At 64.7% G+C, this 15,886-nt stretch carries 14 protein-coding genes; 9 read left to right on the top strand and 5 right to left on the bottom strand.

The genetic code is table 11. The annotated features are described in order from the left end of the window. The first annotated feature begins 17 nt into the window (after nt 1-17). The 3 genes from IC762_RS01910 to IC762_RS01900 all read left to right on the top strand — a co-directional run bounded on the left by IC762_RS01910 (nt 18) and on the right by IC762_RS01900 (nt 4,326). A complete protein-coding gene (locus IC762_RS01910) occupies nt 18-737 on the top strand; it encodes an ABC transporter ATP-binding protein (RefSeq protein WP_195786975.1) in 720 nt (239 codons plus the stop codon). Then, nucleotides 734-3,304 (top strand): ABC transporter permease, encoded by a 2,571-nt coding sequence (locus IC762_RS01905; RefSeq protein ID WP_195786974.1) that lies wholly within the window; start codon nt 734-736, stop codon nt 3,302-3,304. Before IC762_RS01910 ends, IC762_RS01905 begins: the two co-directional genes overlap by 4 nt. 233 nt (nt 3,305-3,537) lie before the next feature. After that, entirely contained in the window at nt 3,538-4,326 is a 789-nt protein-coding gene (locus IC762_RS01900; RefSeq protein ID WP_195786973.1) for a Bax inhibitor-1/YccA family protein, read from the top strand. Nucleotides 4,327-4,797: 471 nt separating this feature from the next. Here the strand turns inward: IC762_RS01900 and IC762_RS01895 are convergent, their stop codons facing one another. The 3 genes from IC762_RS01895 to acnA form a co-directional block, all read right to left on the bottom strand. Then, complete coding sequence (locus tag IC762_RS01895) at nt 4,798-5,169, bottom strand: DUF2794 domain-containing protein (RefSeq protein WP_195786972.1); 372 nt, start codon at nt 5,167-5,169, stop codon at nt 4,798-4,800. A gap of 498 nt (nt 5,170-5,667) precedes the next feature. Next, nucleotides 5,668-6,429: a DUF1223 domain-containing protein gene (locus IC762_RS01890; RefSeq protein ID WP_195786971.1), complete on the bottom strand. Its 762-nt coding sequence runs from the start codon at nt 6,427-6,429 to the stop codon at nt 5,668-5,670. A 160-nt stretch (nt 6,430-6,589) separates the two neighbouring features. Further along, nucleotides 6,590-9,310, bottom strand: a complete 2,721-nt coding sequence (acnA, locus tag IC762_RS01885) for an aconitate hydratase AcnA (RefSeq protein WP_195786970.1) — start codon at nt 9,308-9,310, stop codon at nt 6,590-6,592. Between the two features lie 239 nt (nt 9,311-9,549). Here acnA and ccmA point away from each other — a divergent pair, with 239 nt between their 5' ends. The 5 genes from ccmA (at nt 9,550) to IC762_RS01860 (ending at nt 12,455) form a co-directional block, all read left to right on the top strand. Further along, nucleotides 9,550-10,152 (top strand): heme ABC exporter ATP-binding protein CcmA, encoded by a 603-nt coding sequence (gene ccmA / locus IC762_RS01880; protein ID WP_195786969.1) that lies wholly within the window; start codon nt 9,550-9,552, stop codon nt 10,150-10,152. Beyond that, nucleotides 10,149-10,817, top strand: a complete 669-nt coding sequence (gene ccmB, locus IC762_RS01875; RefSeq protein WP_195786968.1) for a heme exporter protein CcmB — start codon at nt 10,149-10,151, stop codon at nt 10,815-10,817. The genes ccmA and ccmB overlap by 4 nt, the downstream gene beginning before the upstream one ends. A 75-nt stretch (nt 10,818-10,892) precedes the next feature. Further along, nucleotides 10,893-11,681: a heme ABC transporter permease gene (locus tag IC762_RS01870; protein ID WP_195786967.1), complete on the top strand. Its 789-nt coding sequence runs from the start codon at nt 10,893-10,895 to the stop codon at nt 11,679-11,681. Between the two features lie 4 nt (nt 11,682-11,685). Beyond that, a complete protein-coding gene (ccmD, locus tag IC762_RS01865) occupies nt 11,686-11,865 on the top strand; it encodes a heme exporter protein CcmD (protein ID WP_195786966.1) in 180 nt (59 codons plus the stop codon). After that, complete coding sequence (locus IC762_RS01860; RefSeq protein ID WP_195786965.1) at nt 11,862-12,455, top strand: DsbE family thiol:disulfide interchange protein; 594 nt, start codon at nt 11,862-11,864, stop codon at nt 12,453-12,455. Before ccmD ends, IC762_RS01860 begins: the two co-directional genes overlap by 4 nt. A gap of 133 nt (nt 12,456-12,588) precedes the next feature. On the opposite strand, the gene IC762_RS01855 is transcribed toward IC762_RS01860, so the two are convergent. Then, nucleotides 12,589-13,188 carry a septation protein A gene (locus IC762_RS01855; RefSeq protein WP_195786964.1) on the bottom strand — a complete coding sequence of 200 codons (600 nt, stop codon included), beginning with the start codon at nt 13,186-13,188 and terminating at the stop codon, nt 12,589-12,591. 61 nt (nt 13,189-13,249) lie between these two features. After that, the gene (ftsY, locus tag IC762_RS01850; RefSeq protein WP_195786963.1) at nt 13,250-14,197 is read right to left on the bottom strand and encodes a signal recognition particle-docking protein FtsY; all 948 of its coding nucleotides are present in this window, start codon (nt 14,195-14,197) and stop codon (nt 13,250-13,252) included. A gap of 49 nt (nt 14,198-14,246) precedes the next feature. Here ftsY and IC762_RS01845 point away from each other — a divergent pair, with 49 nt between their 5' ends. Further along, a complete protein-coding gene (locus IC762_RS01845) occupies nt 14,247-14,960 on the top strand; it encodes an RluA family pseudouridine synthase (RefSeq protein WP_195786962.1) in 714 nt (237 codons plus the stop codon). Nucleotides 14,961-15,886 lie beyond the last annotated feature (926 nt).

The following is a 15,886-nucleotide window of genomic DNA, read 5'->3' as shown; positions in this document are numbered from 1 at the left end:
TGCCATATGACCGAGCCATGGACAGCATCATCGAATCCTCTTCATTGACCGGCGTCGAGCCGGACACCATTGCCGTCAGGAACGTCAACCTCTCGCTCGGCACCGGCGCGGCAAGGGTTCATATCCTCAAAGATATCAGCCTTCGTGTGGCAGCGGGTGAAGCGATCGGCCTGATCGGCCCGTCGGGCTCGGGCAAGTCGACCCTGCTGATGGTGATGGCGGGGCTGGAACGTCCTGACAGCGGAGAAGTGGTTGTCAACGGCACCTCGTTCAATGCCCTCGACGAGGACGCGCTGGCGCGTTTCCGCGGCCGCCAGGTCGGCATCGTCTTTCAGTCGTTCCATCTGATCCCGACCATGACGGCGCTGGAGAATGTCGCGGTGCCGCTCGAGCTCGCCGGCAATGCCGACGCCGCAGCGCGTGCCGCGCAGGAGTTGCGATCGGTCGGCCTCGGCGAACGGCTGCATCACTATCCGACGCAACTCTCCGGCGGCGAGCAGCAGCGCGTCGCGATCGCGCGTGCGCTCGCGCCGGATCCTGCGATCCTCGTCGCCGACGAGCCGACCGGAAATCTCGATGAGGCGACCGGCAAGCAGATCGTCGATCTGCTGTTCACCAAGCACGCCGAGCGCGGCATGACCCTGGTGCTGGTAACGCACGACCTCTCGCTGGCGCAACGCTGCGACCGCGTGGTGCGGCTGCGCTCCGGCCACATCGACGGATCATCCGCGACATGACCATTGCGTCCGAAGTCGCGGTGCAGGGCCGCGCGTCGTCGCTTGCCTTCCGCTACGCGCTGCGCGAATTGCGCGGCGGCCTGCGCGGCTTCTACGTCTTCATCGCCTGCATCGCGCTTGGCGTGATGGCGATATCAGGTGTCGGCTCGGTCGCCGCCAGCCTCGGCGACGGACTATCGCGGGAGGGCCGCACGCTGCTCGGCGGCGACGTCGCGTTCTCGCTGATCTCGCGCGAGGCCAAGCCCGACGAAGTCGCGTACCTGCGCACGCGCGGCGAGCTCTCGATCGCCGCCACGCTCCGCGCGATGGCCCGCACCGGCGACGGCAAACTCGCGCTGGTCGAGCTCAAGGCGGTCGACGGCAGATATCCGATGCTCGGCGAGCTGACGCTCGAGCCGAACATGCCGCTCACCGAGCTCTTCGCCGAGCGCGACGGCGCCTATGGCGCAGCCGTCGATTCCACTCTGCTGGCGCGGCTCGATCTCAAGCTCGGCGACCGCGTCACCGTCGGCAGCGCGACCTACCAGATCCGCAGCGTGGTCGCGGCGGAGCCGGACAAGCTCGCCGGCGGCGTCGGCCTCGGCCCGCGCTTCCTGATCAGCGAAGCGAGCCTGCGCGCCACCGACCTGTTGCAGCCGGGCAGCCTGGTGCGCTGGATCTACCGGGTGAAGCTGCCCGACGGCGCCAATGACGATCGCGCCACCACCGCACTGATCGACGGCGCGCGTAACGCGGCGCCGGAGGCCGGCTGGGAAGTGCGCAGCCGCAGCAACGCCTCGCCGCAGCTCGAGCGCAGCATCAACCGTTTCACCCAGTTCCTGACCCTGGTCGGCCTCGCCGCACTGCTGGTCGGCGGCGTCGGCGTCGCCAACGCCGTGAAGAGCCATATCGACCGCCGCCGCGACGTCATCGCCTCGTTCAAGGCGCTCGGCGCCACCGGCCGCGACGTCTTCACGATCTACCTGACGCAGGTGGTGGTGTTGGCCGGCATCGGCGCGGTGATTGGGCTGGCACTCGGTGCCGCGCTGCCTTTCGCGATCGTCGGCCTGTTCGGCAAGCTGCTGCCGCTGCCGGTGATCCCGACCGTGCATCCCGACGAGCTCGCGTTCTCCTTCCTGTACGGCCAACTCACCGCGCTGGCGTTCGGGTTATGGCCGCTCGGCCGGGTGCACGACGTGCCGGTGGCGGCGCTGTTCCGCGAGACCGTCGTGAGCCAATGGCATCGCCCGCGCTGGAGCTATCTCGCGCTGATGGCGGTGGTGATCGCATTGCTGATCGCGGTCGCCATCGGGCTTGCCTATGACAAGCGGGTCGCCTCCGTGTTCGTCGTCGCCTCGATCGTCGTGTTCCTGGTGCTGCGCGGGGTTGCCGAGATCCTGATGGCGGTGGCGCGTCGGCTGCCGCGCAGCCGCATCACCATGCTGCGGCTGGCGATCGCCAACATCCACCGGCCGGGCGCGCTGACGCCGTCGGTCGTGCTGTCGCTGGGTCTCGGCCTCGCCGTGCTTGTCACCATCACCCAGATCGACGGCAATCTGCGCCGCCAGTTCATGGCCGCGCTTCCCGAGCACGCGCCGTCGTTCTTCTTCATCGACATCCCTTCCACCGAGGCCGATCGATTCAGCGCCTTCCTCAAGCAGGTCTCGCCGGATTCGACCGTCGAGGACGTGCCGATGCTGCGCGGTCGCATCGTCGCCGCGCGCGGCGTGAAGGCCGACCAGCTCAAGCCGTCGGTCGATTCGGAATGGGTGCTGCAAAGCGACCGTGGCCTCACCTATACCGGCGAGGTCCCCAAGGGCTCGAAGATCGTCGAGGGCGAATGGTGGGGAGCGGACTATAGCGGGCCGCCGCTGGTCTCGATGGAAAAGCGGATCGCCGACGGCCTCGGCCTGAAGGTCGGCGACGACATCGTCGTCAACGTGCTCGGCCGCAACGTTCCGGCGAAGATCGCCAATTTGCGGACCATCGACTGGCAGGGGCTCGGCATCAATTTCGTGCTGGTGTTCTCACCGAACGCCTTCAAGGGCGCGCCGCACAGCCATGTCGCGACCCTGACCGAGCTCAATCCCGGCTCCGAGGGCGACGCCCGCATCATCAAGCAGGTCGCGGACAGCTTCCCGATGGTGACGAGCGTGCGGGTACGCGAGGCGCTGGAGACGGTCGGCAGCGTCGTCAACAATCTGGTGCTGGCGATCCGCGGCGCCAGCGCCGTGACGCTGATCTCGGCGATCCTGGTTCTGGGCGGCGCGCTCGCCGCCGGTCACCGCCACCGCGTCTACGACGCCGTGATCCTCAAGACGCTCGGCGCCACGCGGGCGCGGCTGCTCGGCGCCTACGCGCTGGAGTACCTGATGATCGGCTTTGCAACCGCCGTATTCGGGGTGATCGCGGGCTCGATCGCGGCCTGGCTGATCGTCACCCGGCTGATGACGCTGAGCTTCATCTGGCAGGCCGGCAGCGCGGCGCTGGTCGTGATCGCGGCGCTGGTCGTCACGGTCGGTTTGGGGCTGGCGGGAACGCTATTGGCGTTGAATCAGAAGCCGGCCTCGGTGCTGCGAAATTTGTGACATTTTGTAGCAGCGTTAACGCCGCTTTTCCCTACAAATGCCGATCAGAGCGACATTCAGCCGCGCGTGGAAGCTTGCGTCGGATATGCTAATTTCCCACATATCGATCAGGTCGGATGGGCCGTTTGATGACACGGAATTAATCTTCCGCAAATCGCGCCATCTGAGATAGATTTACCACCGGCGCCGCAAATCCCTTGCGCTCCACCGGGACCAACCACGGGAATTCGACCATGTCGGACCTTGACCGCAACTATAACTCTCCTTTCGGGCGGGCCGCCGGGCGCATTGACGCTGCGGCCGTCGACGCCGGTCTGCGCGCCTACATGCTGCGCATCTACAACTACATGAGCATCGGCCTCGCCATCACCGGCCTGGCCGCCCTCGGTGTCTACATGGCGGCGGTGGGCGATCCGTCCACGGCCGTCGCGCACTTCGGCAAGGTGCCGCTGACGCAGTTCGGCTACGCGATGTTCGTCAGCCCGCTGAAGTGGCTGTTCATCCTCGCCCCTCTGGTGATGGTGTTCGTCATCTCGGCCGGCATCAACCGCCTGGCGCCTTCGACCGCGCAGATGCTGTTCTGGGTGTTCTCGGCGCTGATGGGCCTGTCGCTGTCGTCGATCTTCCTGATTTACACGCACACCTCGATCGTGCGCGTGTTCTTCATCACCGCGGCGACGTTCGGTGCGCTGAGCCTCTACGGCTACACCACCAAGCGTGACATGAGCGGCATGGGCTCGTTCCTGTTCATGGGCCTGATCGGCATCATCATCGCGAGCCTGGTCAACCTGTTCCTGGCGAGCTCGGCGCTGCAGTTCATCGTGTCCGTGGTCGGCGTGCTGGTGTTCGCCGGCCTCACCGCCTGGGACACCCAGCGGCTGAAGAACGACTACATCTACGGCTACGCCTCGCAGGGCGGCGTGGCGGCGGAGCGTGCGGCAATCACCGGTGCCCTCTCGCTCTACCTGAACTTCATCAACCTGTTCACGCTGCTGCTGCAGCTCCTCGGCCAGCGCGACTAACTCGCACGCGAGCGGATCGATCCAGGCCCTATCGAGACAAGCCCCGGCCTCACGGCCGGGGTTTTTCTTTTGCGCCATGCAAAGCACGGCGTCGCGCAATCCAGGGAGCTCTATCTTCTCCTTCCCCCTGAAAGGCAAGGCAATCGCATATGCCATGCGCGAAATCTGGCACTGACGTTCCCACATCGTCATGGCCGGGCTCGTCCCGGCCATTCACGTCTTCCCCGCCCTAGAAACGAAGACGTGGATGCCCGGGACAAGCCCGGGCATGACGAGTTTGTGGCGAGGGCCAGGACCACACCAACTGCGCCGAGTTCGCTGCGTGATCCCCATATGCGATAGCCCTACCCTGAAAGGGGGAAGGTCGGGATGGGGGTCAGCCACGGGCGACACTGTGCGCGGAAAGAGCAAATCCCCACCCGCTTTGCTCTGCCGAGCAAAGCGCCCTTCCCTTTTCAAGAGGAGGTGAAGTTAAACCACCGACAGCTTGCGATCGATCACGAGCAGCACGCGTTCGAGCTCGTGACCGCGGCGCAGGATCAGGCCGGTCGCCGAGATCACGCTGTACATGCCCTGCTTGCGCGCGAGCCGCGGATCCTTTTCGATCCGGTAGATCGGCATTTCCGACGCGCGGCGGAACACCGAGAACACTGCGCGGTCTTTCAGGAAATCGATCGCATAGTCGCGCCATTCACCATCGGCGACCATGCGGCCGTAAAGATTGAGGATGCGGTTGAGCTCAAGGCGATTGAACGTGACGCGGTTCGGTTGCGGGGCGGCGGCCGCTGGGCGCGCCACCGCGCGATTCCCGCTCGGGTCAGTATCCTCCGACATCAGACTCATCAGCGCCTCCTGTCATCCCGATGACATGATTGCGCTAAGCGGGTGGCGCCGCAAGGGGACATTCGCAATGCAACCAGACCTTAACTAAGGCCCGTTGCGGCCGATTGTCCGAAAATCGCTGATTCTGGAAAGAGTCACGGGAACGTTAGCGGAATCATATTGCTGCCCCACTTCCGCCAACCGCCCGCCCTGCTGCCCTGCGAAAAGATAATCCTGCGTTGGCCCGGTCCTTTCGGTTCCGGATTCCTCAGCCCCCAGCCCCCCGGGGCCGTCGGGATCGGGCCTGTTCGCAGGGGAGTTAATCCCAACACTGGGCCAACGAAAGTTGGTCCTTTTTGTTTTGGGGCCTGCTTTCGATCAACCGCGATCGACGCGCACGCGACGGCTCGCTTTCGTTTCAATCCATGTCTGGATGTTCGTCCCTCGCCGCGAGGGCGACGACACGATAGCGCGTGTGGCTACACCCGCCGGGCCGGCGCAGCTCGCGCAGTGGCGATGCTAGTGGAGCGACGTGAATGCGGCGCCGAGCATCGGGCCCGGCTTGTCGCGATTGCCGTCCTGGACATAGACCGCCGCGGCATCGACGCCATCACGCGTGATGTTCTCGAGCGGCACAGTCCAGCTGCCGGACGAACCGTTCCAGTCACCGACCTTCAAGAGGTTGCGCACCACGTTGTGGTAGGTGACTTCGCGGCCGCGGTTCTCGCCACGTCCGATCGAGATCGCCACCGCCTTCGAGATCGAACAGATCCACACCTCGCCGCGCGATGCCGCGGGAGATTTGGACGCCGCCACCGAGACATTGATCTGCTTGCCGGTCAGCGTCATCGTCACCGGCACCGACATCACACCGGCGCTGCCGTCGGTGTCCTTGATGGCGCTTTCGATGCTGGCCTTGTCGCTGCCGATCACATGCGCCGAGCCGTTGATCACGGCCTGCGGCGTGTAGACGTCGCGGTCGCCACGCATGTGCGAATAGGCTTTCTGACGCGCGCTGAATCGGGAATCGGCCAGCGTGTCCTTCCAGCCGAGATAATCCCAATAGTCGATCGGCATGCTCAGCGCGATCACATCGGGATCCTTCGCAAGCTCGCCGATGACCTTGTCCGCGGGCGGACAGGACGAGCATCCCTGCGAAGTGAAGAGTTCGACGACAGCACGCGGATCGGCGTGCGCGGGGCGGATGATCGCGATGATGGCGCAGATACCGAGTGCGCTCGACCATTGCGAGATACGATTATAGGCCATCATCGCTGTCATACTGCGAACCAGTCGTGATGATTTCCATCCGTAATTGTACGGAGCATGAGTTTGTCCTTGAACTGCGTGCCCCACAACGCAAGAAAGCGGCCTTTTTCATAGGCCGCCTTCTTTTTAGCCGCTACTCACTAAGCAGTGAGGCAATGATCACAAACTCGCGTTAAGCCGCGAGTTTGCGCAGCACATAATGCAGGATGCCGCCGTTACGGTAGTAATCGAGCTCATCCAGCGTATCGATGCGGCAGAGCAGCGGGACATCCTTCTTGGCCCCGTCGCCGGACACGATCTCGGCGGTCAGGGTCTGGCGCGGCTTCAGGTCACCCTGCAACCCGCGGATCGTGACCTTCTCGTCGCCCTTCAGGCCGAGCGACGACCATGACGTGCCGTCCTGGAAGGTGAGCGGAAGCACACCCATGCCGACCAGGTTGGAGCGATGGATGCGCTCGAAGCTCTGGCAGATCACCGCGCGCACGCCGAGCAGGCGCGTGCCCTTCGCCGCCCAGTCGCGCGACGAGCCATTGCCGTACTCGGCGCCGGCGAACACCACCAGCGGCACGCCCTCTTCCTGATACTTCATCGCGGCGTCGTAGATCGACATCTGCTCGCCGTCGGGCCAGTGCTTGGTGAGGCCGCCTTCCGGAATATTGCCGTCGGCACCCTTCAGCATGAAGTTCTTGATGCGGATGTTGGCGAAGGTGCCGCGCATCATCACTTCATGGTTGCCGCGCCGCGTGCCGTACTGGTTGAAGTCGGCGGGACGCACCTGATGCTCGCTGAGGAATTTGCCGGCGGGCGAGGTCAGCTTGATCGAACCGGCCGGCGAGATGTGGTCGGTGGTGATCTTGTCGCCGAACATCGCCAGGATGCGCGCGTCGACCACGTCCTTGATCGGCTCGGGCTCCTTCTTCATGCCGTCGAAGTAGGGCGGGTTCTGCACATAGGTCGAGCTCATGTTCCAGCGATAGGTCTCGCTTTCCGTGGTCTTGATCTTGCGCCAGTTGGTGTCGCCCTTGAACACGTCGGCATACTTCTTCTTGAAGATCGTCGCGGTGACGAACTTCTTCATGAAGGCGTTGATCTCCTTGGTGGTCGGCCAGATGTCCCTCAGGAACACCGGCTTGCCGTCCTTGCCGGTGCCGATCGGCTCGACCGCGAGATCCTTCGTCACCGTGCCGGCGAGCGCATGCGCGACCACCAGCGGCGGCGAGGCGAGGTAGTTGGCCTGCACGTCCGGCGAAACGCGGCCTTCGAAGTTGCGGTTGCCCGACAGCACGGCGGCGGCGACGATGCCGTTCTCGTTGATCGACTTCGAGACGTCCTCCGGCAGCGGGCCGGAATTGCCGATGCAGGTGGTGCAGCCGAAGCCCACCAGGTTGAAGCCGACCTTGTCGAGATCGGCCTGCAATCCCGAATTGGCGAGATATTCCGCCACCACCTGGCTCCCCGGCGCGAGCGAGGTCTTCACCCACGGCTTGGCCTTGAGGCCCTTGGCAGCCGCGTTGCGCGCCAGCAGGCCGGCGCCGATCAAGACGCTCGGGTTCGAGGTGTTGGTGCAGGAGGTGATCGCGGCGATCACGACGTCGCCATGGCCGAGATCGAAATCGCGGCCCTCGACCGCGTAGCGCTTCTGCTCACCCTCGGGCTTCTTGTACTCGCCGACCAGCGCGGTGGCGAAACCGGACGACACCGCCGGCAGCGCGATGCGGCCCTCGGGACGCTTCGGTCCGGCCATCGACGGCACGACGTCGGCGAGGTCGAGCGTCAGCGTGGTGGTGAACACCGGATCGGCCGATTTGGCGGTGCGGAACAGGCCCTGCGCCTTGGCGTAGGACTGCACCAGCTTGACGCGATCGGCCTTGCGGCCGGAGGTCTTGAGGTAATCGAGGGTCGCGGCATCGACCGGGAAGAAGCCGCAGGTCGCGCCGTATTCAGGCGCCATGTTGCCGATCGTCGCCTTGTCCGCGACCGAGAGGAAGTCGAGGCCGGGGCCGAAGAATTCGACGAACTTGCCGACCACGCCCTGCTTGCGCAGCATCTGGGTGACGGTCAGCACGAGGTCGGTCGCGGTGACGCCTTCCTTGAGCTGGCCCTTGAGCTTGAAGCCGACCACTTCGGGCAGCAGCATCGACAGCGGCTGGCCGAGCATGCAGGCTTCGGCCTCGATGCCGCCGACGCCCCAGCCGAGCACGGCAAGGCCATTCACCATCGTGGTGTGCGAGTCGGTGCCGACCAGCGAGTCGGGATAGGCGACCTCGAAGGTGCCGGTCTTCTTGCCGACCGTCATCTTCTCCTTCTTGGTCCACACCGTCTGCGCGAGATATTCCAGATTGACCTGGTGGCAGATGCCGGTGCCGGGCGGCACCACCGAGAAGTTCGAGAACGCCTTCTGGCCCCACTTCAGGAACTCGTAGCGCTCCTGGTTCTGCTTGTACTCCTCGACGACGTTCTTGCCGAACGCCTTGTTGTCACCGAAGAAGTTGACGATCACCGAGTGATCGATGACGAGGTCGACCGGCACCAGCGGGTTGATCTTCTCGGCATCGCCGCCGAGCTTCTGCATCGCGTTGCGCATCGCCGCAAGATCGACCACCGCCGGAACGCCGGTGAAGTCCTGCATCAGCACGCGCGCCGGGCGGAAGGCGATTTCATGCTCGAGCTGTCGCTTCTTCAGCCATTTCGAGACCGCGACGATGTCGTCCTTCTTGACGGTGCGGCCGTCCTCGTTGCGCAGCAGGTTCTCGAGCAGAACCTTCATCGAATACGGCAGCTTCGAAATGCCCTTCAGTCCGTTCTTCTCTGCCTGGGGCAGGCTGTAATAGACGTAGGTCTTGCCACCGACCTTGAGGGTCTTGCGGCATTTGAAGCTGTCGAGTGAGGTCATGCGAGGGATCCCAATTGTCAGTTATACCCGGCAAGGGTATTTTAACACCGTTGGCCGCACCGGCCGTGGAGATCGACCTGGTGGCTTGCGGCCGCCGATTGTGTGTGCTGCATCAAGTTCCGGGCTTATAGAACCTTTCTAGAAGCGCCGCCACAGCGACAAGCGTGCGCCAGCGATGCGCGACCCAAAAATTCTCACGCGGTAGCCAAAGATTTCAGAGGGCTGTGACAAGGAGAAGCATGCGGCTCTCGGGACGAAATCTGACATGCGTGCGTGGCGGCCGCGAGGTGTTCTCCGGCCTCGATCTGTCTGCCGCCGCGGGCGAGGCGCTCGCAATCACCGGCCCCAACGGCGCGGGCAAGACCTCGCTGCTGCGCCTGATCGCCGGGCTATTGGTCCCGGCCGAAGGCGCGATCGCGCTGGAAGGCGGCGATGCCGAGCTGAGCCTGCCCGAACAGGCCCATTATCTCGGCCACCGCGACGCGCTGAAGCCGGCATTGAGCGTGCTTGAGAACCTCACCTTCTGGCGCGACTTCCTCGGCGGCGAAGGGCAGGACACGCGCGCATGCCTCGCTGCCGTGGCGCTCGATCACGCCGCGCATCTGCCTGCTGCCTACCTCTCCGCCGGCCAGCGCCGCCGGCTCTCGATCGCCCGTTTGCTCTCGGTGCGACGCCCGGTCTGGCTGCTGGATGAGCCGACATCGGCGCTCGATGCCGCCGGCCAGGAGCTGTTCGTGGGCCTGATGCGGGAGCATCTCGCGCGGGGCGGCATCCTGGTGGCGGCAACGCATCTGCCGCTCGGCATCGACGCGCGGGAAATGCGCATCGGTGGCGCAGCATGAGCGCGCTTGCCGCACTGATCCGCCGCGACATCAGGATCGCGCTGCGTGTCGGCGGCGGCGCGCTGATCGGTGTGCTGTTCTTCCTGACGGTCACGGTGCTGATGCCATTCGCGGTGGGGCCGGATCTGGCGCTGCTGACGCGGCTTGGCCCCGCGATCCTCTGGCTCGGCGCGCTGCTGGCGAGCCTGCTCACGCTCGACCGGTTGTTCACGGCCGATCACGAGGACGGCTCGCTCGACCTCATCGTCATGAGCCGGACGCCGCTGGAACTCGCCTGCGCGGCCAAGGCGCTGGCGCACTGGCTGGCAGCCGGCCTGCCCCTGATCATCGCGACGCCGGCGCTCGGCTTGCTGCTCAATCTCGACGGCAATGCGACGCTTGCGGTCGCGGTGACGCTGCTGGCGGGAACGCCGGCGCTGACCTTCACCGGCATGATCGGCGCGGCATTGGCGGTGACCTTGCATCGCGGCGGGCTGCTGCTCGCGGTGCTGGTGCTGCCGCTGTCGATCCCGGTCCTGATTTTCGGCGTTGCGGCCTCGCAGGCGGCGATTTCGGGACCGCTGCCGTTCGGAACCCCGTTCTCGATCCTCTGCGCGCTGTCCCTGATCAGTCTCGTGATCGGGCCGTTTGCGGCGGCTGCGAGCCTCCGGCACGGGTTGGACTGAAATGGGCCAGATCAAATCTCGACGAGAGCAGTTCGGCCGATTGCCTGCGCCACGTCGGACGACTATCAGAGTGCCATGACGCTGACCGATCTCGCCAACCCGACCCGATTTCTGGCGCTGACCACACGCATCCTGCCGTGGCTTGCAGGCGCAACCGCGATCCTGTTCGCGATCGGGCTCTACCAGTCGGCGATGGCGCCCGATGACTATCAGCAGGGCACCACGGTGAAGATCATGTTCATCCACGTGCCCAATGCGTGGCTGTCGATGTTCGTCTGGGGCGTCATGAGCGTCGCCGCGCTCGGCACGCTGGTGTGGCGGCATCCGCTCGCCGACGTCGCGGCCAAGGCCGCCGCCCCGATCGGCGCCGCCTTCACCTTTCTCGCGCTGGTCACGGGATCGCTGTGGGGAAGGCCGATGTGGGGCACCTACTGGGAATGGGATGCGCGGCTGACCTCGGTCTTGATCCTGTTCCTGATGTATCTCGGCCTGATCGCGCTGTGGCGTGCGGTGGAAGACCCCTCGCGCGCGGCGCGGGCGGCGGCGATCCTCACGCTGGTCGGCGCCATCAACATCCCGATCATCAAATTCTCGGTCGACTGGTGGAACACGCTGCATCAGCCCGCCTCCGTGTTCCGCATGGGCGGCCCGACGCTCGACAAGGCGTTCCTGTGGCCGCTGCTGGTGATGGCGATCGCGTTTTCGCTGCTCTTCATCACCTTGCATCTGGCGGCGATGCGCAACGAGATTTTGCGCCGGCGTGTGCGCAGCCTGCAGATGATGCAGGCAAGCAACGTTGCGTTTTCGAGCGAAGTGGGCACCGGTTCGCGTCAAGAAAACGCGTCAAAAATCGGAGCGGCGTGACGCGATGTCGCTCGGTCCTTACGCCTCCTTCATCGTGACGTCCTACGTGCTGGTGACGGCGGTCGTGCTGCTCTTGATCGTCTGGATCATCGCCGACCACCGCCGCCAGCAGGCACGGCTGCGCGAGCTCGAGGCCAACGGCGTCACGCGCCGCTCCGGCCGCAGCACCGTGGATATGCGATGAGCGAGCAGGCGACGAATAGCCCGCGACGGGGCCCGAGCTGGCTGGTCGCGCTGCCGCTGGTCATCTTCCTCGGGCTCGCCGGCCTGTTCCTGCTGCGGCTCTATGGCGACGATCCCTCGAAAATTCCTTCGGCGCTGATCGGCCGGCCGGCGCCGCAGACACCGCTGCCCGCACTCGACGGCCTGACCAGGGACGGCACGCCCATTCCAGGGCTCGATCCCGCCACGTTCAAGGGCAAGGTCAGCGTGGTCAATGTCTGGGCGTCCTGGTGCGTGCCCTGCCATGACGAGGCGCCGCTGCTGACCGACCTCGGCAAGGACAAGCGCTTCCAGATCATCGGCATCAATTACAAGGATTCGCCCGAAAACGCCCGGCGCTTCCTCGGCCGCTACGGCAATCCGTTCGGTATCGTCGGCGTCGACGGCAACGGCCGCGCCTCGATCGAATGGGGCGTCTACGGTGTGCCCGAGACCTTCGTGGTCGGACGCGAAGGCAAGATCGTCTACAAGCTGGTCGGCCCGGTAACGCCCGACAATATCACCACCGTGCTCAGGGCGGAGATCGAGAAGGCGCTGGCGGCGGGTAGTTAGGCCTCTCATACCCCGGACGCTGCGCAGCACGAAGTGATGCGCAGCCGAGCCGGGGCCCATCTCTCCACAAACATAGATCCCGGCTCTGCGGAGCGGCACTGCGCGCCGCACCGCGTCCGGGACGCGAGAGCGGCTATTTCCGCACGTCGCCCGCATCCGCTTCGCTGGTCTCCAGCGACGCCGGCTCGAGATGATAGCGCTTGGTCAGCGGCATCTGGGCGATGGCGAAGATCATGGTCAGCGGCGTCACGCCGAACACCTTGAAGTTCACCCAGAAATCCGTGGTCTGCGTGCGCCAGACGATTTCGTTGAGAACAGCGAGCGCAGTAAAGAACAGCGCCCAGCGCAGCGTGAGGATGCGCCAGCCCTGCGGCGTCAGGTTGAACACCTGGTCGAACATGATGGCGATGAAGGAACGGCCGAACAGCAATCCGCCGCCGAGCACGGCCGCGAACAGGCCGTAGATGATGGTCGGCTTGACCTTGATGAAGGTCTCGTCGTGCAGCACCAGCGTCAGTGTGCCGAACACCAGCACGATCACGCCGGTCACCAGCGCCATGATCGGCACGTGTTTGGTCACCACATAGGACGCGATCATCGCCGCCACGATCGCCACCATGAACGCGCCGGTTGCGACGAACAAATTGAACTTGGCATTGGCGACAAAGAACACGAGCAGAGGCCCGAGTTCGGTCGCAAGCTTGAACAGCGGATGCGGTTGGGTCTTGTCCATCAATCCTCAATCTTGGTTTGAGGCACGACCCGATCCGAAAACCGGTTTCCACTTTTCGGGGTCATGCCTCGATACCTGCAATCGCTTTGGCAAAATCCTTCGCCGTGAACGGCGCGAGATCCTCGACGCCTTCGCCGACGCCGATGAAATGCACCGGCAGTTTGTGCTTCTCCGACAGCGCCACCAGGATGCCGCCGCGCGCGGTGCCGTCGAGCTTGGTCATCACGAGGCCCGTGACGCCTGCCGTACGATGAAACGCCTCGACCTGCGACAACGCATTCTGTCCTACGGTGGCATCGAGCACGAGCAGCACCGCATGCGGCGCCGTCGCGTCGACCTTCCTGATGACGCGCACGACCTTCTCGAGCTCGTTCATCAGCTCGGACTTGTTCTGCAAGCGCCCGGCGGTGTCGATCAGCAGCACGTTGCGCTGCTGCTCCTTCGCCGCGGTCAGCGCGCTGAAGGCGAGACTTGCCGAATCCGACCCTTGCGCACCGGATATGACCGGCGATTTGGTGCGCTCGCCCCAGACCTTCAATTGCTCGATCGCCGCGGCGCGGAACGTATCGCCGGCGGCAAGCATCACCTTGCGGCCCTCGCCTGACAGCTTTGCCGCGAGCTTGCCGATCGTCGTGGTCTTGCCGGAGCCGTTGACACCGACAACGAGGATCACGAACGGCTGCTTCGCCGCGTCAATCGCGAGCGGCTTCGCGACCGGCGACAGCACCTTCTCGACCTCGGTCGCGACCACCTCCTTGACCTCGTCGGCCGAAATCGCCTTGTCGTAGCGGCCCTTGCCGACGGCTTCCGCAATCCGGACCGACACCTCGGTGCCGAGATCGGCGCGCAGCAGCACATCCTCGATGTCGTCGAGCATGGCGCGGTCGAGCTTGCGCTTGGTGACGAGATCGGCCACCGCCGTCCCGAGCGCGCCCGAGGTGCGCTTCAGGCCGCCGGTCAGGCGCTGCCACCAGCTCTTTTTGGGAGGTTCCGCAGTGGTATCGTTCATGGTGCGGGTGTGTTAGCCGTTTCCCCCCACAAACGAAAGTCTCGACGAATTGAACGACGTTCCCCAATTGACCCCTGAAGAAATTCAGGCGCGGCTGCTCCATCGCGACGGGCTGATGCTGGTCATCGACAAGCCGGCGGGACTGCCGGTGCATCGCGGCCCGAAGGGCGGAGCCAATCTGGAGGCATCGTTCGACGCGCTGCGGTTCGGCCTGCCGCGGCCGCCGGTACTGGCGCATCGGCTGGACAAGGATACGTCGGGCTGCCTCGTGCTGGGACGCCACCGCAAGGCGACCGCCTCGCTCGGGCTGTTGTTCAAGCATGGCAAGATTGCGAAGACCTACTGGACCGTGGTCGAGGGCGGCCCTGCCGAAGACGAGGGCACCATCGACATGCCGCTCGGCCGGCTCAATGCCGAACGCGGCTGGTGGCAGAAACCGGATCCCGACGGGCAGAAGGCCGTCACCAACTGGAAGGTGCTCGGCCGCGGCCAAATCCTCACGCAACACCTCACATGGCTGGCGATGGAGCCGGTCACCGGCCGCACCCATCAGCTCCGGGTGCATTCGTCCGCCACCGGCTGGCCGATCGTCGGCGACAACATCTACGGCAACGGCCCGCGTTTCGGCGAGCCCATCCTGCATCTGCACTCCCGCGAGATCGGCATCCCGATTTCGCGGAACAAGGAGCCGGTGCACGTGGTCGCGCCGGCGCCGCCGCACATGCATGAGCGGCTCAGGGCCTGCGGCTGGAACGGCGAATAGCCTGACCCGCGTCATCCGACGCGCGACAGCGACCAAAACATCGAAAACAACCCCATGCAAAGGAGCCGGCGACTGCCGGCGACCGGACTAGCGGCTTGACACGTCGGGCAACTCAGCGGCATTCTTCCATTATTCCGAAATGTTGCGAACGCGCGCCGCCGCGCCGATTGCGGCCTTTCGGCCACACTCGCCGAGGTTTCGCTGGGCACGTGACACCCTGCGCACCCAATCTGCTTTCGATTTGTGCAGTCCGTGGGTAAATTTGGGGCCGGGATAAAGGGACTCGCGGAGACATCTCTGCGCGAGGACGTGCGCGACCGAGCGGCGGGTGGGGCTGATGCTGCTTTTGGAACGACACACGATTGCCGTTGTCCGCGGCGGATCGACGCGGCGCTTTCTCGCCGCGCGGCTCTCGGGGACGTCGCTCGCATCCCGACGTCGCCACTTGGGCGCCGTTGCGATCGATCATCCGGTAACGTTGATCGAGTGCGTTGATGATGTCGCCATCGACAACGATAATCTGAAAAGAAGCCTTTCAAGCCTGATGGTCGCAAGCCTGGCGCTGGCCAGCGTACCGACGGGTGCATCAGCCGGATACGTGAGCGTCACCTACACCGGCACCGTCACATATGACAACGACCTGACCGGCATATTCGGCACCGTCAACGGAAACAACGATCTCGTCGGCAAGACCTACACGTCCAGTTTCATTTTTTATATTCCACGAGGGACGCCGGAGAGCAGCCCGCCGCCTAACGCCTCCCAGGGTTATTCAGGCGACATCGATCATTTCGGCGTGCCGCCCGCGATCGGCGCATCGGTGACAATCGGCGGAACGACCATTCAAATCAACCCCAGCGTTGCCGAAATCATCGCTCATCAAAGCCCCGCATTCAGCGATCAAATGCACAGTGCGGCGGACACTT

It is taken from the genome of Bradyrhizobium genosp. L, from assembly GCF_015624485.1.
Classification (GTDB): Bacteria; Pseudomonadota; Alphaproteobacteria; order Rhizobiales; family Xanthobacteraceae; genus Bradyrhizobium.
The sequence above is the reverse complement of the archived record's forward strand: the minus strand, read 5'-3'. Positions and strand labels throughout refer to the sequence as shown.